At 57.3% G+C, this 20,996-nt stretch carries 18 protein-coding genes; 12 read left to right on the top strand and 6 right to left on the bottom strand.

The genetic code is table 11. The annotated features are described in order from the left end of the window. The first annotated feature begins 9 nt into the window (after positions 1-9). Positions 10-1,143 (top strand): glutamate 5-kinase, encoded by a 1,134-nt coding sequence (gene proB / locus Mag101_RS14460; RefSeq protein WP_077406531.1) that lies wholly within the window; start codon positions 10-12, stop codon positions 1,141-1,143. 49 nt (positions 1,144-1,192) lie between these two features. Here the strand turns inward: proB and rpsT are convergent, their stop codons facing one another. From rpsT to Mag101_RS17905, 5 genes are all read right to left on the bottom strand, one after another. Beyond that, entirely contained in the window at positions 1,193-1,459 is a 267-nt protein-coding gene (rpsT, locus tag Mag101_RS14455; RefSeq protein ID WP_010132154.1) for a 30S ribosomal protein S20, read from the bottom strand. Between the two features lie 160 nt (positions 1,460-1,619). Next, positions 1,620-3,680 carry an ATP-binding protein gene (locus tag Mag101_RS14450; protein WP_077406528.1) on the bottom strand — a complete coding sequence of 687 codons (2,061 nt, stop codon included), beginning with the start codon at positions 3,678-3,680 and terminating at the stop codon, positions 1,620-1,622. Between the two features lie 57 nt (positions 3,681-3,737). Beyond that, positions 3,738-4,430, bottom strand: coding sequence for a proteobacterial dedicated sortase system response regulator (gene pdsR, locus Mag101_RS14445; protein WP_077406525.1), 693 nt, complete (start codon positions 4,428-4,430; stop codon positions 3,738-3,740). A 311-nt stretch (positions 4,431-4,741) separates the two neighbouring features. Continuing rightward, the gene (locus tag Mag101_RS14440) at positions 4,742-5,452 is read right to left on the bottom strand and encodes an OmpA family protein (RefSeq protein ID WP_077406522.1); all 711 of its coding nucleotides are present in this window, start codon (positions 5,450-5,452) and stop codon (positions 4,742-4,744) included. A gap of 195 nt (positions 5,453-5,647) precedes the next feature. Further along, a complete protein-coding gene (locus tag Mag101_RS17905; protein WP_157520416.1) occupies positions 5,648-5,788 on the bottom strand; it encodes a hypothetical protein in 141 nt (46 codons plus the stop codon). A 289-nt stretch (positions 5,789-6,077) separates the two neighbouring features. Between Mag101_RS17905 and murJ the strand changes: the two genes are divergently transcribed. The 6 genes from murJ to ispH all read left to right on the top strand — a co-directional run bounded on the left by murJ (position 6,078) and on the right by ispH (position 14,000). Continuing rightward, positions 6,078-7,631 (top strand): murein biosynthesis integral membrane protein MurJ, encoded by a 1,554-nt coding sequence (gene murJ, locus Mag101_RS14435; protein WP_077408360.1) that lies wholly within the window; start codon positions 6,078-6,080, stop codon positions 7,629-7,631. Positions 7,632-7,736: 105 nt separating this feature from the next. Further along, entirely contained in the window at positions 7,737-8,714 is a 978-nt protein-coding gene (gene ribF / locus Mag101_RS14430; RefSeq protein WP_077406519.1) for a bifunctional riboflavin kinase/FAD synthetase, read from the top strand. Between the two features lie 426 nt (positions 8,715-9,140). After that, a complete protein-coding gene (ileS, locus tag Mag101_RS14425; RefSeq protein ID WP_077406516.1) occupies positions 9,141-11,945 on the top strand; it encodes an isoleucine--tRNA ligase in 2,805 nt (934 codons plus the stop codon). Positions 11,946-12,010: 65 nt separating this feature from the next. After that, positions 12,011-12,556, top strand: a complete 546-nt coding sequence (lspA, locus tag Mag101_RS14420) for a signal peptidase II (RefSeq protein WP_077406513.1) — start codon at positions 12,011-12,013, stop codon at positions 12,554-12,556. A 33-nt stretch (positions 12,557-12,589) separates the two neighbouring features. Next, on the top strand, positions 12,590-13,030 hold the full coding sequence (locus tag Mag101_RS14415; RefSeq protein WP_077406510.1) for an FKBP-type peptidyl-prolyl cis-trans isomerase: 441 nt from the start codon (positions 12,590-12,592) through the stop codon (positions 13,028-13,030). Between the two features lie 34 nt (positions 13,031-13,064). Beyond that, complete coding sequence (ispH, locus tag Mag101_RS14410) at positions 13,065-14,000, top strand: 4-hydroxy-3-methylbut-2-enyl diphosphate reductase (protein ID WP_077406507.1); 936 nt, start codon at positions 13,065-13,067, stop codon at positions 13,998-14,000. A gap of 13 nt (positions 14,001-14,013) precedes the next feature. On the opposite strand, the gene Mag101_RS14405 is transcribed toward ispH, so the two are convergent. Beyond that, positions 14,014-14,529: a GspH/FimT family pseudopilin gene (locus Mag101_RS14405; protein ID WP_077406503.1), complete on the bottom strand. Its 516-nt coding sequence runs from the start codon at positions 14,527-14,529 to the stop codon at positions 14,014-14,016. 311 nt (positions 14,530-14,840) lie between these two features. Between Mag101_RS14405 and Mag101_RS14400 the strand changes: the two genes are divergently transcribed. Genes Mag101_RS14400 through Mag101_RS14380 form a run of 5 tightly spaced genes read left to right on the top strand, consistent with a single transcriptional unit; the run spans position 14,841 to position 20,986 of the window. Then, positions 14,841-15,392, top strand: a complete 552-nt coding sequence (locus Mag101_RS14400) for a GspH/FimT family pseudopilin (protein ID WP_198040178.1) — start codon at positions 14,841-14,843, stop codon at positions 15,390-15,392. A 30-nt stretch (positions 15,393-15,422) separates the two neighbouring features. Next, positions 15,423-15,848 (top strand): type IV pilus modification protein PilV, encoded by a 426-nt coding sequence (gene pilV, locus Mag101_RS14395; RefSeq protein WP_077406496.1) that lies wholly within the window; start codon positions 15,423-15,425, stop codon positions 15,846-15,848. Between the two features lie 25 nt (positions 15,849-15,873). Next, the gene (locus Mag101_RS14390) at positions 15,874-16,953 is read left to right on the top strand and encodes a PilW family protein (protein WP_198039996.1); all 1,080 of its coding nucleotides are present in this window, start codon (positions 15,874-15,876) and stop codon (positions 16,951-16,953) included. A gap of 25 nt (positions 16,954-16,978) precedes the next feature. Further along, the gene (locus tag Mag101_RS14385) at positions 16,979-17,518 is read left to right on the top strand and encodes a pilus assembly PilX family protein (RefSeq protein ID WP_077406490.1); all 540 of its coding nucleotides are present in this window, start codon (positions 16,979-16,981) and stop codon (positions 17,516-17,518) included. Between the two features lie 33 nt (positions 17,519-17,551). Beyond that, positions 17,552-20,986, top strand: coding sequence for a pilus assembly protein (locus Mag101_RS14380; RefSeq protein WP_198039995.1), 3,435 nt, complete (start codon positions 17,552-17,554; stop codon positions 20,984-20,986). Positions 20,987-20,996: the final 10 nt, after the last annotated feature.

The raw sequence follows: 20,996 nt of genomic DNA, 5'->3' as shown, positions 1-20,996 counted from the left end.
GAGGAAGAAATGGATTCCATCTCGCCACGCCGGCAGCTTGCGGCGAGCAAGCGCTGGGTCGTAAAAATTGGCAGCGCCCTGTTAACCGACAATGGTCGCGGGGTTAATCGCGCGGCCATCCAGAACTGGGCCGGCCAGATCAGCGCTTTGCGCCGGCAAGGGATCGAGGTGTTACTGGTATCCTCCGGCGCGGTCGCCGCAGGTATGGACCGCCTGGGCTGGCGTAAGCGCCCGGACTCCATTCATCAGTTACAGGCGGCCGCCGCCATTGGTCAGAGCCACCTGGTGCAGGTCTACGAGCACGCGTTTGGGCAGTACGACTGCCGTACCGCGCAGATCCTGCTCGACCATGACGACTTCTCCAATCGCACTCGCTATCTCAATGCGCGCAGTACCATCAAGACACTGCTGTCCCTGGGCGCCGCGCCCATCATCAATGAAAACGATACCGTGGTCACCGACGAGATTCGCTTCGGCGATAACGACACTCTGGGGGCGTTGGTGGCGAACCTGGTGGAGGCGGATGCCCTGCTGATTCTCACCGACGCGGACGGCCTGTTTACCGAAGATCCCCGGGATAATCCGGATGCGGAGCTGGTGCGCGAAGCAGCCGCGACAGATCCGCGGCTCGCGGCGATGGCGGGGGACTCTCGTAGTGGTCTCGGGCGCGGCGGTATGGCCACCAAGGTGCGCGCAGCGCAACTGGCGGCGCGTTCAGGTGCGCGCACGGTGATCGTTGGTGGCAGTATCGACGGGGTGATCGAGCGTGTCGCTGCTGGCGAAGATGTGGGCACCTTGTTGTTGCCGGAAGCGGACCCGTTGACGGCGCGCAAGCGCTGGCTGGCGGGGCAGCTGCAGGTTCGCGGCAGGCTGGTGCTGGACGCTGGTGCCGAGCGCGCGCTGTGTAACCAGGGCAAAAGCCTGTTGCCGGTGGGTGTTGTTGGCGTGGAGGGGCGTTTTCACCGCGGTGAACTGGTGAGCTGCGTGAGCAGTACTGGTGTGGAGGTTGCCCGCGGGCTGGTCAACTATGACAGTACAGAGGCTGCCAAGGTGTGTGGCCAGTCTTCCGACCGCATTGTTGAGCTGCTTGGTTATCGCGACGATGATGAGCTAATCCATCGCGACAATCTTATTCTGTTGTAAATAAAAAACCCCGCATAAGCGGGGTTTTTTGTGCTCAGGAAGCGGTGGCTTAGGCAGCCAGCTTCTTGATTTGGGCATTCAGGCGGCTCTTATGGCGAGCAGCCTTATTCTTGTGAATGATGCCCTTGTCAGCCATGCGGTCGATAACCGGCACAGCTTCCGCGTAAGCGGTCTTGGCTTTTTCTGCGTCACCTGCATCAATGGCCGCAACTACCTTTTTGATGTAGGTGCGCACCATGGAGCGCAGGCTGGCGTTGTGATTGCGGCGCTTTTCGTTTTGGCGCGCGCGTTTCTTCGCTTGGGGTGAGTTGGCCACCGGTTGCTCCTGTCTGGAATCTATAAAATCTCGAACAATCGGGCCGGGGGCCCGTTTGGGACGCGACATTATCCCCAGCGTTGGTTGTTTGTCAACCGCCTTGGCGGCTTGTTTGTGACCGCTGGGGATAGCTTTGCCGAGGTGGCGTGCGCAGCACCGTTCAGCGTGGCAGTCTCAGGGTAAAAACTACTCCACTGTTATCGCTGCGATTGGCCGCCTGCAGCTCCCCGTGATGGAAGTCGGCGATCAAGCGTGCGATATGCAGCCCCAGCCCCAGATGGCCTGCCTTGCCGCCGTCATCCCTCACCGATACCAGCGAGTCAAACAGCTTCTGCTCAAAGCCCTCAGGCAAGAGTGGCCCCACATTGCTGACGCTGACGCGGTAGGTTGCATCGTCGGCCTCCAGACTAAGCTGAATTGTGCTGCCCTCCGGGGCGAAGCTGGCGGCGTTATCCACAAGCTTGTCCAGTAGCTGGGCGAGCAATTCTGGGGCCCCGTAGTAGTTTTGAGGGCCGTCCGGGCTGTCCAGCGCAAACTGTTGCTCGGGGTGGGCGTCGGCGTAGCTTTGGGTGAGTAGCTGCAGCAGGTCGCGCAGGTCGAATTCCTCGCGCTCCGCCTGGCTGATGCTGGCTTCCAGCTGGTTGGCGGCTGAAAGTGCGTTGAGGATGGACGACAGGCGCGCCCCACCCTCTGCGGCGCGCTCGGCATAGCGCCGACTGTCCGTATCCAGCTCCCCCTCCGCAAGGTTGTCCAGCGAAGAGCGGACCACAGCAAGGGGGGTACGCAGCTCGTGGGACAGCTTGCTGGCGAGGCTGCGCAAATATTGGTGGTAGTGGTCCAGTTCTGCCAGCAGGCTGGCGAAGGCGCGGTTTAGTGCCCCCAGCTCGTCGTTCAGGTAAGCCCTGGGGAATTCGCCGCGCAGGCGGCCGCTGCTGTCCACCGCGGTCTGCGCGGCCCGATGCAGCTTGCGAATACGCCAGGACAGCCAACTGGCGTAACCCAGTAGCAGCAGCAGCACCAGTCCTGCCGCGGCGGCGGTGGTCAGCCAGAGCCGTTGTGCCGCAGACTCGGTAAGCGACTGCAGGGCGTTGGAGGATTGGGTGGTAATGACTCGGCCGAGTAGCGGCCGCTCGATGATATTGTCGGCACGGGTTACCACCGGCACGCTCACCGCAGCGATGCGCTCTTCGGAGACACCGTTTGCGCGCGCCGTCGGCAAACTGAACCACTGGCTCGCGGTTTCCCGGTTTTGTGTGAGGGTCTCTGGTAATGCGTCTTCCGGGAGCGGTGGCAGCTTGTCGGTGGCAAGAATCTGGCGGTTGAGCCAGCCCTGCAGCCAGTTACTCTCTGCACCGCTAGCGTATTGCCCACTGTCCTGATACCAGTCGCGGCCGGTGCGGGCCAGCACGAAGCCTTCCTGGTCGACAATCGTGAGTTGCAGCTCCGGGCGGGCGAAGTGCTCCAGCTCCCTTTGCAGCGCGGGCAGCGGTTCTACCAATATGCCTGGGCGGCCATCGGCGGGCAGGGTACTGGCCTGGCGCGCGGGTTTGCCGCCGTCGCTGCGCTGGCGGTCGAGCACGCGCAGTGCAAGCTCGCCGCCGGTCAGTGCAAACGGCATCGCCAGTTCAAGTTGGTAGCCTTGCGGGGATGCGGTCCAGCGTCCGCGGATGCGCAGCTCGCGTTCGTATTCGCCCCGTCGTGGGTTGTACCACATGGCTTGCACCGGCCCCTGGCTGGCCACAGGCAAGGTGTACTGTTGGTGGGCGGTGTGAATTTCTACGGTGTCGCCGTTGGATATTCCCGGGACGCGTGGGTCCTTGTAGCTGGGGCTGGCATCCTTGGCAGTCAGCATCAGGTAAACCTGGCTGCCGCGTTTGCCCAGGGTGACCTGGGCGAGAGGTTCGCCCTCTGAGTCGGTCAGTACCCTCGGTTGCAAACCGCGCCCATGCCATTCCGCTCCGTAGCCGTCCAATTGCGGTGTCGCCTCCAGCGGGTGCAGGTATAGCTGGGCTCCGGGCGGGCGGCCGGTGCGTCTGGGATCTGGTGCAACCAGCTCCGGTGCACTGGCGAGGCGCGCAGCGATGGCGTTACCGGTGGCCTCCAGTGTCTGCATTTGCCCCTGGCTCAGGGCCTGGTCGACCTGGCGTAAATACTGGCAGCCCGCCCAGGGTAGGGCGAGCGTGCAAAGGCTCAGCAGGACCAGTTGGCGACGTAAATTCATTGAGGTGCTTTATCAGAGGGTGCTTTATCAGAGGATGCGTTATCAAAAGGTGCTTTATCAGGTCTGCCAGCGGTAACCCATGCCGTAGGCAGTGCCTATGGCATCGAACTGTGCGTCAATTGCCTGGAATTTGCGGCGGATACGTTTTACGTGGGAGGTGATGGTGTTGTCGTCGAGCACCACCCGCGCGGCCTCCATTAACTGGCTGCGGGATTTGACGTGACCCGGGCGCTTGGCCAGCGCGTGTACAATCCAGAATTCGGTCACCGTAAGATCCACCGGCTCGCCTTGCCAGTGGCAGTGCAGGCGGGATACGTCCAGCTTCAGGTTACCCTGGGTGATGGTATCGTCATCGCCGGTATTCGACTGCATGACGCTGACACGGCGCAGCAGGGCGCTAATCCGCGCCTGCATATGAGGCAGTGAGATATCTTTGGTCAGGTAGTCGTCCGCGCCCAGCCGCAGGCCCGAGATGATATCCAGCTCGGAATCCCGCGCGGTCAGAAACAGAATGGGCAGTGTTGGCGCCATGGCGCGCAGTTCGCGACACAGTTCGAAGCCCCCTTCGATTTCAGCCCCCAGTCCCACATCGATCACCGCCAAATCTGGCAGCCTCTGCTGAAAAGCGGCCAGTGCGTGCGGTCGGGTGTGATAGAGGTTCACCTGGTAGCCGCTGCGGCGCAGGGCGTCGCGGTAGTTTTCCGCAATGGCGATTTCATCTTCGACGATGGCAATGGTGGGGCTGCTCATAGGTTTCCGGCGCTGTGACGAATTATTAGATTTGGTTCAGCGGAAAATCATGCCCGATTAGCGGTGCCGGAGGCAAAGATATCTGGAGGTTGAATCTGCTCGGGCGGCAATTTGGACGGCAATTCAGGCGGCAACTCAGGCAGTAAAAAGGCGCGCAGCTACAGGCGTGCCGCGCGCAAAATACCACATACAGGGTTGAGCTTGAGGGGGTCTGAGCCGTTGCCCTAGGGGGAGTCGTGCTCGGGGAAGCCGGCCGCCACTTTTGTAGAGCGGTGGCCGGCCTGTTTAGTGCGTTGCGATAGTTTGCTCGCTCAGAAGGAGCCCGCAACCGCTTCCGGCATACCGAAGTGAATGTCGACGCGGCGTTCCAGTGCGTAGGCGTCGTGGTCGCCTTTGCTGGCTTGGGACTGGCTGGCGCCGAGGGCGCGGCGTTCGATGCGTTCCGGAGCGACACCGTAGGCTTCCAGGGCACGCTGTACGCTCAGTGCGCGCTGGTCAGACAGCACATTGTTGTAACCGTCGCTGCCGCGAGGGTCGGAGTGTCCTTCCAGGTACACCTGCAGCTGCGGGTGGCGGTTGAGGAAGTCGGCCATGGCTGCAGCCTGACGTTCCTGAGCTTCCTGGAGTTCGTCGTCGCCGGTGGTAAACAGCATCTGGAATTCGAGGCTCTCCAGAGCCAGCTCGCGGGCGTCGTTGGCGGACAGTCGCGCCGCATCCAGTTGTTGTGCGAGGTTGCCCAGTTCGGTGCGGCTTTCGGTAAGTTGCGTTGCGAGCATGTCTGCCTCTTCTGCTTGCTTGATCTGATCGCCCAGCCAGGCTCCGCCGATTGCCCCGGCGATAAAGCCGATGGGGCCTCCTACGACGGCTCCCGCAACTGCGGCGCCGGTGAATACGCTGGCCTGTGCGGCCGGGGTCAGGACAGAGCCCTGTGAATCAATTTCGGTGTCAGTAGCGGCTTCAGCGGAAGCAATAGCATTCAGGGTCAGAGTGCTCAGGGTTACTGCCATCAACAACTTTTTCATGATCGTGTTCCTTGCGATTGGATTGAAATAACTTCTCTTGGTTCCGATCGGGTGTTTCCCGCTTCGGTTGAGAGTTATTTAAATCCCGCAAGGAGGCACTGGCGTGGCGCCCCTCGGGCGAATTCCGCAACAATTATGGCGAAATATGGCGTCGCCCCTTGTGACTGAGTTCTGCCTCTTGGTTTGAGGGGCGTCTCAGTCTTGAGGACGGCGGTATCGCCGGTCTCTGGGTTGCTCGATGCGAACACGCACTCGCCTTGGGCGCGGGCCCATGGCTACGGCGATATACAGCAGAACCGCCAGTATCAGTGCAATAATCAAGGCGTTGATGGTCATTCCGTTACTCCTCTGTTGCCACTAGTCCCTGTAGCGCGCCAACTGCATAACTTGAGTATAGTTCCCTCTTGCGCCAAGCGTAGGGCGCGGCGCGGATGAAATGCGGGATTAGTTCCCCAGACCAGATGGCCGAGTAGGTAGATTGCGGTAGACTTGCCGGCCATTATGTTGTGATCGTGAACCAGGAATCAGGGAAGTGGCAGGATCTTCGCCAAACCAGACCTCCAATCCGAACCCGGACCCTCCCGAGCAGGCCCCGCAGGCTCCAAAAGATAGTCCGCAACGGGGGCTGTTGCGCGGAAGTTCGGTGGTTGGAAGCGCCACTTTATTGTCGCGGGTGCTGGGGCTGGCCCGGGATATCGTATTTGCCCGCCTTACCGGCGCCAGTGATGCCGCCGATGCCTTCTTCGTGGCGTTCAAAATCCCCAACTTCTTTCGTCGATTGTTCTCCGAGGGCGCTTTCTCGCAGGCCTTTGTGCCGGTGTTGGCGGAATATCGCCAGAACGGTGGTATCGCTGCGGTTAGGGAACTGAACGATCGTGTCGCGGGTGCGCTGGGCGGCACCCTGCTACTGGTGACGCTGTTCGGCGTTCTGTGTGCGCCGCTGGTAGCGGGTATCTTCGCGTTTGGCTGGTGGTGGGGCGGCAACGAGCCTGAGAAATTCGCCATGACCACGGAAATGCTGCGCATTACCTTTCCGTATCTGATGCTGATCTCGCTGACCGGTTTTTCCGGTGCCATGCTGAACAGCTTCGACCGCTTCGCAATCCCTGCGCTGACCCCTGTATTGCTGAACCTGGTACTGATCGGTGCGGCCACGATTGCCGCCGGCTGGTTTGAGCCGCCGGTGATGGCGCTTGCCTGGGGGGTGCTGGCGGCGGGCGTTGTACAGTTGCTGTTCCAGATCCCCTTCCTGATCCAGCAGGGGCTGATGCCGCGACCAAAATGGGACTGGCAGTACCCGGGGGTGCGCAAGATTCTGCGCTTGATGGCGCCGGCAATCTTCGGGGTGTCGGTGACGCAGATCAGCCTGGTGCTGGATACGGTACTGGCTTCATTCCTGCCAACCGGCTCGGTGACCTGGCTGTACTTTTCCGATCGCCTGACCGAGCTGCCGCTGGGCGTGTTTGGGGTGGCCGTGGCAACGGTCATTCTGCCGAACCTTTCCCGTCAGCACGCCGGCGGCGATCCGCGCAAGTTCCGCCACACCATCGATTGGGCGCTGCGCAGCGTCACTCTGATCGCGCTGCCGGCAGCGGTCGCCCTGTTTGTGCTGGCCGAGCCCCTGCTCACCGTTTTGTTCCAGTACGGCAATATGACCCCGCGGGACATGGAGATGGCTGCCTGGTCACTGCGTGCCTATACCTTCGGCCTGCTGTCGTTCATGCTGATCAAGGTGTTAGCTCCGGGGTATTTCGCGCGTCAGGACACCGCCACACCGGTGAAGTTTGGTCTGATCGCCATCGCCTCAAAGATGCTGTTGAGCCTGCTGTTCGTCGTCCCGCTGCATATCTACTTTAAGCTTGGTCATATGGGGCTGGCGATGGCCACCGCCGGGCAGGCGGCAATCAACGCATGGCTCCTGTACCGCGGCCTGCGCCAGGGCGGCGTCTATGCGCCAGAGGCCGGCTGGCGGATGTATCTTGTGCGCCTGCTGTTGGCTAATCTGGCCATGGCCGCAATACTGCTAACAATCTTGCATTTCTGGGGCGAGTGGAATCAGTGGCTGTGGTGGGAGCGAGCCTGGCGCATGGGCGCGCTTGTTGCCGCCGGTGGCGCCACCTACGGCTTGGTCCTACTGGCCAGCGGCCTGCGGCCGCGGCATTTCCGGGCGACTTCCTGAATTCTCGGGGGGTTGCACGACGGTTGGCGGTGCCCAGAGGCCGGTGAAATCCGGTATACTGCGCCGCTCGATTTTGCCAGGACGGAAAAGGGTGGTTGGAGCACTGTGACCGAACAACGGGAGCTGATACGCGGGCTGCACAATTTGCGGCCGCACCACCGCGGATGCGTGGCCACCATCGGGTCGTTTGACGGCGTACACCTGGGGCACCAGGCCATTATCACCCAGCTGCGCGCGCGGGCTGCTGAGCACCAGCTGCCCTCGGTGGCGATCATTTTCGAACCCCAGCCCCACGAGTACTTCTCCGGCGAAAAAGCCCCAGCGCGCCTGATGCGCTTTAAGGAGAAGGTGCTGGCCCTGTTTGATGCGGGTGTGGACCGGGTGTTGTGCCTGCAGTTCAACGAGCGCCTGCGCAGCTTGAGCGCCGACGCTTTTATCCAGCAGGTTCTGGTTGATGGCCTGGGGGTGCGCCACCTTGTAGTGGGCGATGACTTCCGCTTTGGCTGTGACCGCAGCGGTGATTACGCCTTGCTACAGCAGGCCGGCGCCAAATCCGGCTTTAGTGTCGAGGATACCGCCACCTTGCAGATCGGTGGTGAGCGGGTGAGCAGTACACGCATTCGCAAGGCCCTGCAGGATGCGAATTTTGCCCTGGCGGAGCAGCTTTTGGGCAAGCCGTACCGCATCACCGGGCTTGTCGCCCGCGGGCGTGCGCTCGGCCGGCAGCTCGGCGCGCCCACGGCTAATGTGCGGTTGCACCGCTACCGTTCACCACTGGTTGGCGTATACACGGTGGCGGCTAAGCGGACTAATGGCACTCCGATGAGTGGCAGCTGTATGGAAGTAGCCGGCGTTGCCAATGTGGGTTTCCGCCCCACGGTAGAAGGCGAGGGCGCCAAGCCGCTGCTGGAAGTGCATCTATTCGATTTCAACGGCGACCTTTACGGCCGTGAAATTGCGGTGACCTTTTGCCACAAACTGCGCGATGAAGAAAAGTTTGAGTCGCTGGATATCCTCAAACAAAAAATCGCCGACGACATTGAAAATGCAAAAGCCTGGTTTGCTAACCGCAAGCCAGCTTGAGCATCACGAATTACCCCGTCGCATCCAACGAAGTATTTTGTGAGATGCGAAGGTAGGGGGCTGGGGGCGAGTTTTCAGGAGCGTCGCAAACAGGAAGTTTGCGCCGCAGCGCCCAGGGATGGGTTTACAGCGGTCCTGAAAACTCGCCCCCAGTGCCCTGCCGCCACTGAACGAGATTAAAGAACCCCGGAGCTCTTTCTTTTCTCCGGTGGCGCTGGAGCACTGGGGATCAGGTTTCAAAATCGCTGCGAGTACATCCATGTACGCTCCGGCGGTGACGTCCTGTCACCGACGGTTTTGAAACCTGATCCCCAGCACTCCAGCTTAGGTTTTTAGCCTTGCACTTCGTAAGAAAGTTTTCCTAACGAAGTGTGTGAAGGCTCAAAGAATGAATTATTTCTGAGCTACAACCGAAGTAGATAGCCAATGACCGATTACAAAGCGACCCTGAATCTTCCTCAAACCGATTTCCCGATGCGTGGCAACCTGCCTAACCGGGAGCCGGAGATTCTGAAAAAATGGCAAGAAGGCAAGCTCTACGAAAAAATTCGTGAAGCCCGCGCCGGTCGCGAGCAATTTATCCTGCACGACGGTCCTCCCTATGCCAACGGCGATATTCATATTGGCCACTCGGTTAACAAAATCCTCAAGGACATCATCGTAAAGTCGAAAACCCTCAGCGGCTTCGACGCCCCTTACGTGCCCGGTTGGGACTGCCACGGTCTGCCCATCGAACACAAAGTGGAGCAGAAAGTTGGCAAGGCTGGCGTCAAGGTAGATCACAAAACGTTCCGCCAGAAATGTCGTGAGTACGCAGCCAAGCAGGTAGAAGGTCAAAAGAAAGACTTTATTCGTCTCGGTGTGTTCGGTGAGTGGGACAACCCCTACCGCACCATGGACTTCCAGTTCGAAGCTGACATCATTCGCTCCCTGGCGGGCGTGGTAAAAAATGGCCACCTTTCCCGCGGCTTCAAGCCGGTCTACTGGAGCGTAGTGGGCGGATCTGCCCTGGCAGAAGCGGAAGTCGAGTACCAGGATAAAACCTCCTTCTCCATCGACGTTTGCTACCCGGTAACCGACGAAACCGCGTTGGCTATTGCCGATGCTGCCGGTGGCCACGCAGGTGATGGTCAGCTGTCCGTAGTGATCTGGACCACCACCCCCTGGACCCTGCCTTCGTCCCAGGCTGTATCCGTAAATGGCGACCTGGAGTACGTGGTTGTTCAGGTAGGTGACAAGCGTCTGCTACTCGCCGAGGCACTTAAAGATGACGTTTTGGCGCGTGCCGGCCTGGAAGGTGAAGTGGTTGGCCATATTCGCGGTGCCGCGCTGGAACACCTTAAGATCAAGCACCCCTTCTATGACAAAGAGCTGCCGATCATCCTCGGTGATCACGTCACTACCGATGCCGGTACCGGCTGTGTGCACACGGCACCCGACCACGGCCCGGACGACTTCAATGTGGGCAAGCGTTACGGCATCGAGACCCTGAATTATGTTGACGACAACGGTGTATTCCGCGATGCGGTGCCGGTGTTTGCCGGTGAGCATGTCTATAAAGTTGACGGTAAAATTGTCGAGCTGCTGAAAGAAAAAGGTGTGCTGCTGTTTGAGGACAAACTGCTGCACAGCTATCCGCACTGCTGGCGCACCAAAACGCCGCTGATTTACCGTGCTACCCCGCAGTGGTTTGTCAGCATGCAACAGAACGATTTGCTGGAGCACGCGCAAAAAGCGGCGGACGAAGTAGAGTGGATCCCGGGCTGGGGTAAAGCGCGCATCGACTCCATGCTGGATGCCAGCCCCGATTGGTGCATATCCCGTCAGCGTACCTGGGGTGTTCCTATTGCGCTGTTCGTGCATAAAGAAACCCAGGAGATACACCCGGACACTCCGATACTGATGGAAAAAGTGGCGCAGAAGGTCGAAGAAGGCGGTATGGACGTCTGGTTCGAACTGGATGCCAAAGAACTGTTGGGTGATGAAGCGGATAATTACCAGAAGGTCACCGATACCCTGGATGTATGGTTCGATTCCGGCGTGACACATCAGGCGGTGCTTGAGCGTCGTGAAGGCCTGCGGTTCCCGGCGGACCTGTACCTGGAAGGTTCGGATCAGCATCGTGGCTGGTTCCAGTCTTCCCTGAAAACCTCGATCGCTATCAATGATTGCGCCCCCTACAAGCAGGTGCTGACCCACGGTTTCACCGTGGATGCGCAGGGCCGCAAGATGTCCAAGTCCGTTGGCAACGTGGTGGCGCCTCAGGATGTGATCAATAAACTGGGTGCAGACGTACTACGTCTGTGGGTTGCGGCCACCGACTTTAGCGGCGAGATGGGGGTTTCCGATGAAATCCTGAAGCGTACCGCGGACTCTTACCGCCGCCTGCGCAACACCGCGCGCTTCTTCCTGTCTAACCTGGCGGGTTTTGACCCGGCGAAAGACTTGTTGCCGGTAGAAGATCTACTGGCGCTGGACCGCTGGGCGTTGGAGCAGGCCGCGAAGTTGCAGGAAGAAATTATCGCTTCCTACGATCGCTATCAGTTCCACCAGATCTATCAGAAGTTGCACAACTTCTGTGTAGTGGAAATGGGTGGCTTCTACCTGGATATCATCAAGGATCGCCAGTACACCACCCAGGCAGACAGCGTCGCGCGTCGCTCCGCACAGACTGCGCTGTATCACATCATGCAGGCGTTTGTGCGCTGGGTAGCGCCGATCCTGAGTTTTACTGCGGAAGAGCTGTGGAAATTCATTCCGGGCAATACCGAAGACAGCGTTATGCTGGCGGAATGGCACGAGTTCCCCGAGTTACCGCAGGGCACTGAAATGGGAGACGACTTCTGGGCTGCCATTGCCGATGTGAAAACTGCAGTGAACAAGGTGCTCGAAGAGCAGCGTGCGGCGGGCAATATCGGTGGCTCCCTGCAGGCTGCGGTTACTTTGTTTGCCGACCCAGCATTGCAAGCCAAGCTGGATGCACTGAAAGATGAATTGCGCTTTGTGCTGATTTGTTCTTCCACCTCCGTGCAGCCGATTGCCGATGCGGCCGGTGCCGAGGAGACCGAACTTGCCGGCTTGCGTGTGTCTGTGCATAAAGTGGATGCACCGAAATGTGGCCGTTGCTGGCACTATCGTGAAGATGTTGGCAGCAACAGTGAGCACCCGGAATTGTGCGGGCGCTGTGTAGAAAACGTGAGTGGCAATGGCGAAGAGCGTCACTTCGCATAATAAGCGCTATTTTGTATGAACAACGCGACCTTGCATGAACAACGCGATTTTGCATGAGGAACACTATGCCTAACGGTCTCAAGCCCAAGCCCTCGTTTGGCCTGTTCGCGGCACCCTGGCGGTGGTACCTGCTGTCGCTGGTGGTCATCGTGATTGATATTGCCACCAAGGTTTGGGCGGTGGACCGTTTTATGTATGGGCCGCCATTGCAGATTGTCCCTGGCTTTCTGCAGTTTACTTATGCCGAAAACTACGGAGCTGCATTTAGTTTTCTGGCGGATGCCGGTGGCTGGCAACGCTGGTTTTTCGGCGCGGTGGCAGTGATATTCAGTGCGGTGGTGATCGTCTGGATTAAGAAGCTGCCGGCGGCTAAGCGCTGGGAGCCTATGGCGCTGGCACTGATTCTTGGCGGCGCGCTGGGTAACCTGTGGGATCGTATGTTGCTCGGTTATGTACGTGACTTTATCTCCGTGTACTACGGAGACTGGCATTTTCCGGTATTCAACGTTGCCGATATGGCGATTTCCGTAGGCGCCGCAATGTTGTTGATCGAACTGCTGTTTTTTAAAGAAAAAGACGAAGAATCGAACAAGGGCGGCGCGGAAGCCTAATCGCTGAACAGGCGTATCTGTTAGAGAAGTAGTATGAGTAATAACGTAATTGGCGAACACAGCCGGGTCACCTTGCACTTCGCATTGAAGCTGGATGACGGTTCGGAAATTGATTCCAATTTTGAAGGTGAGCCGGCCACATTTATCGTTGGTGACGGTAATCTGCTGCCTGGTTTTGAAAGCGCGTTACTCGGCCTGAAGGCGGGTGACGAGGCTGAAATCGAAGTGCCTCCGGAAGCGGGCTTCGGGCAGCGTAACCCATCCAATATCCAGAAGGTGAAAAAAGGCCATTTCTCACCGGATATGGAGCTGGAAGAGGGGTTGGTGGTTTCGTTTGATAACGGAGATGGTGAATTGCCGGGTGTGGTTCGCGCAATTGGTGAGGACGATGTCGAGGTGGATTTCAATCACCCTCTCGCCGGTCAAACCGTATTCTTCCATGTGAAAATTCTCGAAGTGGCCTCGGTCAATTAATTAGACGGCATAAACAGGTCAAGGACACAGAAAGATGCAAATTCGCCTCGCCAATCCCCGCGGTTTCTGCGCCGGTGTCGATCGCGCTATTGATATCGTGAACCGTGCGCTGGATGTGTTTGGAGCCCCTATCTATGTACGCCATGAAGTGGTGCACAATAAGTTTGTTGTGGATACCTTACGTGAACGCGGTGCGGTGTTTGTGGACGAGCTGGATGAAGTGCCAGACGACGTGATCGTGATCTTCAGCGCGCACGGTGTATCCAAGGCCGTACAGCAGGAGGCCGCCGATCGCGGTTTGAAAGTGTTTGATGCGACCTGTCCGCTCGTCACCAAGGTGCATATCGAGGTCAGTAAATTCAGCAGCGATGGCAGCGAATGTATTCTGATCGGCCACGAGGGGCACCCGGAAGTGGAAGGCACCATGGGCCAGTACGATACCAGTAATGGCGGCGCTATCTATCTGGTGGAAGATGAACAAGACGTGGCGGAGCTTGAGGTAAAGGATTCGTCCAACCTGACCTTCGTTACTCAAACCACACTGTCCGTGGATGACACTTCCCGTGTCATCGACGCCCTGCGAGCCAAGTTCCCGAGTATTCGAGGTCCGCGCAAGGACGATATCTGTTATGCCACCCAGAATCGTCAGGATGCGGTGAAGCAGTTGGCGCTGGAGTGTGACCTGGTGCTGGTAGTGGGAAGCCCGAACAGTTCCAATTCCAACCGTCTGCGCGAGCTCGCCGAGCGCTGTGGTGCCGAGGCCTACCTGATTGATGGCCCGGATTGTATTAATGCATCCTGGCTAGAGGGCAAGAAACGCATTGGTATCACTGCCGGTGCATCTGCACCGGAGGTGCTGGTGGAGCGGGTGATCAAGAAGTTACGTGACCTGGGCGCGGACGCCCCGGATGAGGTGGCCGGTATCCCGGAAAACATCAGTTTTAGCCTGCCCAAAGAGTTGCGGGCCTGACCGGCGCTGTAACCTACTCGCAGTCTGCAGCAGCGGCCCTGTCTATTCTGACACGGCCGCTGCGCGCGAGTATCAACTGGTAACCCTCCCCCGGGGTTGTCGGGCAGATCGTGAAGGTTCCAGCCTGAAAACCACCACCGCTGGCGGTGCCCGCATAGCGGCTTTCCCCTGAGCCAATAAACGAAATGTAGTCCGCAAGTGGCCCATTACCATTTATCGTCACTCCGTCGAGAGCTGACGCGCTGGTGATTTGTTGCTCGTTGGTATCTCGCTCTCCGTCGAAATCCCGATCGTAAAAGACTTCCCAACCTGCGTGCCAGGTGTCGAGCCTGCGCAGGGTTGCCCGGCGGTTTGTGCTAATGGCCTTGCTGCGTGTCAGGTGGATTGCTTGCAGCAGTGTATCGGCGGCTACCCTTGTGCGGTTGGCTTCCAGCTGCTGTTGAAAACTGGGTATCCCGATGGCGAGCAATACGCCAAGAACGCTGCATGTGATCAACAGCTCAATCAGTGTGAGACCGCGTTGGTGCACAATTCCTCCCTGAATTGTATGTATTTTCAGCGGCTGCCGTCCTGGCCGCCGCTTGTTCCCTTCAACTCACCGTTTGTCGGCCTTTGCTGCTTTACGCGCTACGAGCGTGATAGGGTGCGCAAAAGTTAGCATCGCGCCAGCTGGGCATCCAGTGAGGGCATACTGGAAATGCCGCATAAGATAGAATCAGCGCCAGTATTAGAGGTTCAACCGTACCATCTGTAATGCAAGACCTTACCGACAATCGATGGTTGAAAGTTGAACAATATTCCAGCAGACATAAAAAGCAGAATATCCGGGACTTACACACTATGGGATCCAAACAGCAGGGGCTCACCCTGATCGAGCTAATGATCACGCTCGCCGTTCTTGGAGTGATCGTTGCCATTGCCGTACCAGGCTTCAATACCATGATCCAGAACACCCGCTCCGCCACTCTCGGCGAAGAAATGGTCGGCGCACTCCAGTTTGCGCGCAGTGAAGCTATCAAGCGCGGTGCGCGGGTGACCTTGTGTGGCAGCTCCGATGGCTCCAGTTGTGATGGTGGCTGGATGGATAACTGGATTGTGGTAGTGGATACAGCAGCGACCGATGACGCTGCCTCTCCCGTTGTGGCCGATGCCGCAGCGGTGTTGCGCTTCTGGGAGGCCCCGGAAAATGGTGCCGCGGTAGCTGCCGCCCAGGGTGGTGGGACGCCAACCTTTGTGCGCTTTACCCGTAAGGGAACGCTGGGCCTGTCGGGCACCGGTGAGGTGACCCTGACCACCAGCGTTAGTGGCTGCAGCAGCAACCGTGCGCGGCAGATTACCGTGGGCGCAGCGGGCATGTTGAATACCAAACGCAGCACCTCGGGTTGCTCCTGATCAACGGCCGGACCTACAAAGGGAATCCCAATGAAGAAACAACAAGGCGCTGGCCTGATCGAAGTCATGGTAACCGTGCTGATTCTCGGTACCTCACTGCTCGCACTTGCCGCACTGCAGAGTAAATCCCTGCAATACAACCACAGCGCCTATTTGCGCTCCCAGGCCAATATTCTTGCCTACGACATTCTCGATCGCGCGCGCATCAACCGCGCCAATGTCGCGAGTTATTCCCTCGGGGTTGACGATGCCAAGCCTACTGGGGGCACATTGGCACAACAGGATATGAACGAGTGGCTCACCAATGTGGAAACCATGCTGCCGGGTGCCGATGGGGGTATTGAATGTGTGTCCGCCACCAGTTTTTGTACCGTCACTATCCAATGGGGCGAGCAAAACAGTTCCGGCGATGCTAACGAAGACGAAAGTGAGTTCGTCTACACCACGCGGCTTTGAGGAGAAGTAAGCAATGTTAAGAAAAATGCATACTCAAAGGACCATGTATGGCCAGAGGGGTATCTCTCTGGTTGAGTTGATGATCTCCATTACTATCGGCCTGATTTTGATGACAGGTGTGGTTCAGCTGTTCCTGTCCAGCCGGGCCACCTTTTCTACTCAACAGGCGCTGGCGCGGGTGCAGGAAAGTGGCCGCCTCGCCATGGAGTTTCTTGCCGAAGATATTCGCATGGCCGGTTATATGGGGTGTATGAGCCGCAATCTGAATGTGACCAATACATTGAACAATTCAGGCGACCTCGCGTACAACTTCGAGATTGGTATCGAGGGACTGAATAACGTTGGCGCTACGCCCCCGGCGGGCTATCCGAGCGATATTGTGGCGGGCACCGATGTACTGGTCGTGCGTGGCGCTAATGGCAATGGCGTGGACGTTACCCAAAATAATAATAGTGCCCAGCTTTTTGCGGAAAACACCGGGGTAACAGCGAGTTGTGGTACGGGTCTCGATAGCTTCAGCGGGCTGTGTGAGCAGGATATTCTGGTTGCTACGGACTGCAGTAAGGCACGCATTTTTCAGGTGACAAACCTGCAGGCAACCGGTGGCAGTACGCTTGAAGTCAACGTTGTGCACTCCGGAAATAATAGTGTCACGCCCGGTAATGCAATCTCTTCGTGGGGCGGCAACAGCAACCCGGAGGAAACCTTTGGAGATGATTCTGAGATCATCAAAATGAATACCTCCGTGTATTACATTGCCAATAATGCCGCCAGCGGCCAACCGAGCCTGTGGCAGCAAACCAACGGCGGCACTCCGTTGGAGTTGCTTGAGGGCGTCGAAGATATGCAGCTCACCTACGGCCGCGATACCTCGGGTAACAGTATTCCCGATAGCTATGTGGATGCCTCTGCTCTCACCACGGCTGCTGCCTGGGAGGATGTTTCCAGCGTGCGCGTTCAGCTGTTAATCCAGAGCACGGAAGACAATCTATTGCCGGAAGAGCAGCCGTATACCTTCAATGGGACAACCAATGCCGCTCCCGGTGATCGCCGCCTGCGCCAGGTTTTTATCAATACCGTAGGCATCCGCAGTCGCTTGCCCTGATCGAAGCGTCAATCACGAGAAGATTATGAAAAAAGTAACAAGCTTCAATGCAATGCATGGTCAGCGGGGTATGACGCTGATTGTTGGCCTTATTATGGTGCTGCTGATGACCTTGGTGGGTATGGCGGCGATTCGCGGCAGCGGCATGCAGGAACTCATGGCCGGTAATATGCGCGACCGCAACCTCGCGTTTCAGTCTGCGGAAGCCGGTCTGCGCGCGGGGGAGGAAGTGCTCACCGGTGCAACCATTCCTGTATTTGATGGCACCACTGCAGGCTTGGTAGAGGCGATGGATGGTTCCAGCAGTACCGGCTACTGGGATAGCTACGGATGGGACGCGGGCTCGGTGCGTTCCTCGGAGGGGGTTCAGATGGTGACGAGCCAGCCCCAGTATGTGATCGAAGAAGTGACTTCAACTATCACGATTAATGCATCCGATGGTGGTGCGGTGGACTTCGCCAGCACCCTGAAGACGGAAGATACCGTGTATTACCGGGTTACCAGTCGCGCCGAAGGCGGTACCGCGGATGCAGTGGTGATTCTCCAGTCCACCTACAAGCGCTAAGTCTGGGGAAGGGAATAACTGATGAGCATAAAAATGAACGCAAAAAAATTCTCTGCCGGACTGGCTGCCGCTGTACTAAGTCTGGGTGTAACGCATAGTGCAATGTCGGTAGACATGGCGCAGAGCCCGCTGTTTCTCAGTACTGGCGCACCGCCGAACGTTATGTTTGTTCTCGATGACTCGGGTTCAATGCAGTTTGAAATCACCCCGGAAGATTATCGACGTGATACAGCCTTTATTTTTCCGCGTGCCGATGGTGTGTACGGTTCAGGAAACTTTAACCAGTCAACGGGGGGGGATTATCAGGTACCTACCGTAGATGCAACGAATGCGTATGGCGCTATGATGCGTTCACCGCAAATAAATAAGTCTTACTATGATCCATCGGTTACCTATACACCGTGGATTAAATCCGATGGGACTTACTATCCGAATGCCACTACAAATTGTGCTTTGCATAATCCAGATCATACGACCAGTGATTGCCCCACGGGTGATAATACGGTCAATTCGAAAGCGAGAAATCTTACTGTCACTAATAGTAACTATAACGGAAACGGTTGGAGAAGCTGCAGTAAAGGTACGGATGGCAATATTAGCTGTACATCGACCGATGAGAGTAAAGAGTATTGGCCGGCAAGTTACTATTGGTATAGCTCCGGCGATCAGTGGGACGTTTCAAATTTTAGTAAAACTGAAATCCGCGATTCTACAACTTCATACGCCGGTCATGGTCGAGATGAGCGTACCGACTGCGCTGCGGATAGCTGTACCTACGCCGAAGAAATCCAAAATTTCGCCAACTGGTATACCTATTATCGCTCGCGGACGTTGGCAGCGCGTGCGGGAATCGGCCGGGCGTTCCATGCTCAGGGTGAAGATCTGCGCGTTGGTTACGGTTCAATCAATAAGGGCAACAACGATGTCGACGGTGTGAGTACGCGCACCGTCGATACGGGGGTGCGGGCATTTTCTGGCACTGATCGATCCAACTTTTTCGATAAACTGTATCAGGGTGATGTTCCTACCTCTGGCACACCGCTGCGCCGTGCGCTGGATGACGCCGGGCAGTACTTCTCGCGTACCGATAATAAAGGCCCTTGGGGACTTAATCCTGGTACCGACGATACGACTCCTCAGCTTGCATGCCGCGCTGCCTATACGATTCTAATGACTGATGGTTATTGGAACTCGAGCCAAGCTGACACAGAAGCCGCGCGGAGTAATGTCGACGGTAATGCGGGAGCGGAAATTACCGGCCCTGAAGGGCAGTCCTATACCTATAGCGCGGTATCGCCATTTAAGGATACGCACAGTAACACCCTCGCCGATGTGGCAATGTATTACTGGAAGAATGACCTGCGCCCGGGGCTTTCCAACCAAGTGCCGGTAAAAGACGACACCATCGATCCTGCCTTCTGGCAGCACATGGTTACCTTCGGCGTGGCGTTTGGTGTGGAAGGTTCGGTGAATAAGGACACAGCCTTTGCCGCGATTGAATCCGGTGCAACCATCACCTGGCCGAATCCAAATTCCAACGCGGCGAAAGTAGATGACCTGCTACATGCCTCCGTGAACGGTCGCGGCGGCTTCTTCAGTGCCGCCGACCCGCAGGCGTTTGCCGACGATCTGTCTGAGGTATTGGAAAACATCGTTGGCCGTACCGATGGATCAGCCTCCTCGGTAGCCACCAACTCCACCCGGCTCGGTACCGATACCGTGATTTATCAGGCGCGCTTTAATAGCACCGATTGGAGCGGTGAAATCCGAGCGCTGAACCTGAACAGTGACGGCAGCGTTGGCGCTACCAAGTGGCAGACTGAAGATGCTGATTTTGCCAGTTCGGCCTTGCGGGATATCTACACTCACAACGGTACCGCAGGTACCGATTTTGTCTGGGCTAACCTTTCGACAGCACAACAAGATGCTCTGAAAGATGGTGAAACCGATGCAGAGGGGCAGGCGCGTTTGAATTGGGTACGCGGTGCGGACGTTGCCGGCCTGCGTGAGCGCAGTTCGCTGCTGGGGGATATTGTAAACTCCAGCCCCGTGTTTGCCGGTGATCAGAAGTACAACTTCAGCAATCTTTCCGAAGCGCTGGGTGGCCTCGCCTACGATACTTACCATTCCAGCCAGAAGGACAACCGTCGCCAGGTTATCTATGTCGGCGCAAATGACGGCATGCTACACGCGTTCGATGCCTCTACCGGTGACGAGTTGTTCGCGTATATTCCCTCCGGTGTATACGATCAGCTGGCAAATATGAGTGAGACCGATTATGGCTCTACCACGAACCCACATGCTTACAGCATGGACGGCAAGCTATTTGTCGGCGATGCCTTTGTTGACGGTGCCTGGAAGAACATCTTGGTGGGCTCGCTAGGTGCTGGAGGCCGCGGTATTTTTGCCCTGGACGTCACTAACCCGGATGGCTTCGACGCATCGGATATCTTGTTTGAATTGACCGATGCGGACTTCCCGGGTATCGGCAACATCACCGGAGAGCCCCTGATTGCCCCGACCAATGATGGCTGGAAATTGTTTTTCGGTAACGGCTATAACTCTGAAAATGATCGTGCGCGCTTGTTTGCGGTAGACCTGGAAAACCCATTGACGGAAACTCAGGTGATTGAAGTAAATGACGCGGGTGATAATGGTCTCGCCGGTCCGGCGCTGATTGCCAATGCAGATGGCGAGGTAATTACCGCTTATGCTGGTGACCTACTCGGTAATATGTGGAAGTTCGATCTCAGTGCAAATAATGCGAGTAACTGGGATGTAGCCTTATCCCAGGGGCAAACCAATTTACCATTGTTTACTGCGGTAGATGCGAGCGGCAATCCACAGCCGATCACCTCGACGCCGACACTTGGTCTCAATGGTGAATTGGGCAATGCAATCATGCTTTATTTCGGTACTGGTCAATACATGGCGAGTACTGACAATACTGTGGGCACTGTGGTTAATACTTTCTATGCGATTGCGGATGAAGGCGCTCAGGTGACAGGGCGGGATCAGCTGTTCCAGAAAACCATTTCCACGGAAGCGGATGGCGTGCGCGAAGTGGCCGGTAATACGGATACCAGTTTCTGGGAGACCAAAAAAGGTTGGTACCTCGACCTGTCTTACGGAGGAGGTGTTACCGGTGAGCGCGTAATCAGCAAGCCCCTGTTGGTATACGATCGCCTGCTGTTCCCCACCACTATTACTTCAACCGACCCCTGTTCGTTTGGCGGTAGTGGTTGGCTGATGGAACTGGTGGCGGTAGGTGACCGTTATGAAGGCCACAGTATCTTCGGCGAAGATGGTGTGGAAGTGGATTATGCGGTAATCAGTTACTCGGAAATCATCCGCAGCGGCGAAAAAGCCTATCTGCCCACCAGTAATATTCGCGGTGATGTAGCTGTGCCTGAGGGTGACTTCCCTATCGATGCGGTAGGCCGTATGTCCTGGCGCCAGTTACGATAAATTTTATTAA

The sequence above is a fragment of the Microbulbifer agarilyticus genome (assembly GCF_001999945.1).
Classification (GTDB): Bacteria; Pseudomonadota; Gammaproteobacteria; order Pseudomonadales; family Cellvibrionaceae; genus Microbulbifer; species Microbulbifer agarilyticus_A.
The sequence above is the reverse complement of the archived record's forward strand: the minus strand, read 5'-3'. Positions and strand labels throughout refer to the sequence as shown.